We start from the raw sequence: 591 nt of genomic DNA on the forward strand, positions 1-591 counted from the left end.
GCCTGCGCGAAGGTGAGCGCATCGGGCCTGATGCGTTTCGCCTCGTCCGCGACCGCCTGGTGGTCGGGGCCGATCACGACCGCGAGCGAGGTGCCGGTTCCCTTGGGTGCCGCGGCGAGCACGTGAGCAAGCAGCGTTTGCTGAGCCACCGGATGCAGCACTTTGGGCAGGCTCGATCGCATGCGCGTGCCTTCGCCGGCGGCGAGCACGATCGTGAGGCTGGAACGGGCGGTCATCGAAATCCTGTCAGATACGGCATCAATTGGCGCGACGGCGGCGGGTCATCCTGAAAAGCTCTCGTCTTGCTACCCCCGCAAACGCCCGGAATTCAAGTGCGACGGGGTTTTCCTGTTAATGTTCCCTGATTGATTCGGGGAAGCTTCGGGGCTGGGCACTTAACGTTCATGGCAAAGGATTCCGACCCACTGGCGGATGCCTTCGGCACCAAGGAGACCGGCGGGCTGTTCTCCGGACTTGTGGCCGAGGAAAGCGCGTTCGACCGCCGCATGATGTGGCGGCTGGGCTCGTGGGGCGTGGCGGCCGTGGGCGCGGTCACCATCGCAGTGATCGCCAGCCAGGCCGGGCTCGGCT

The 591-nt window shown here is 65.7% G+C and carries 1 protein-coding gene and 1 pseudogene; one reads left to right on the forward strand and one right to left on the reverse strand.

Features of this window, described 5'->3' with window-relative positions; all coding sequences use genetic code 11:
- Nucleotides 1-236, reverse strand: a 236-nt coding sequence (locus MOV74_RS39900) for an NTP transferase domain-containing protein (protein WP_246933077.1), incomplete at its 3' end; no start/stop codon positions are given.
- A 168-nt stretch (nucleotides 237-404) separates the two neighbouring features.
- On the opposite strand from MOV74_RS39900, the pseudogene MOV74_RS39905 reads away from it, so the two are divergent.
- A pseudogene (locus MOV74_RS39905) lies at nucleotides 405-591 on the forward strand (hypothetical protein); the annotation flags it as partial.

The organism is Bradyrhizobium sp. SHOUNA76 (genome assembly GCF_023006445.1).
Taxonomy (GTDB): domain Bacteria; phylum Pseudomonadota; class Alphaproteobacteria; order Rhizobiales; family Xanthobacteraceae; genus Bradyrhizobium.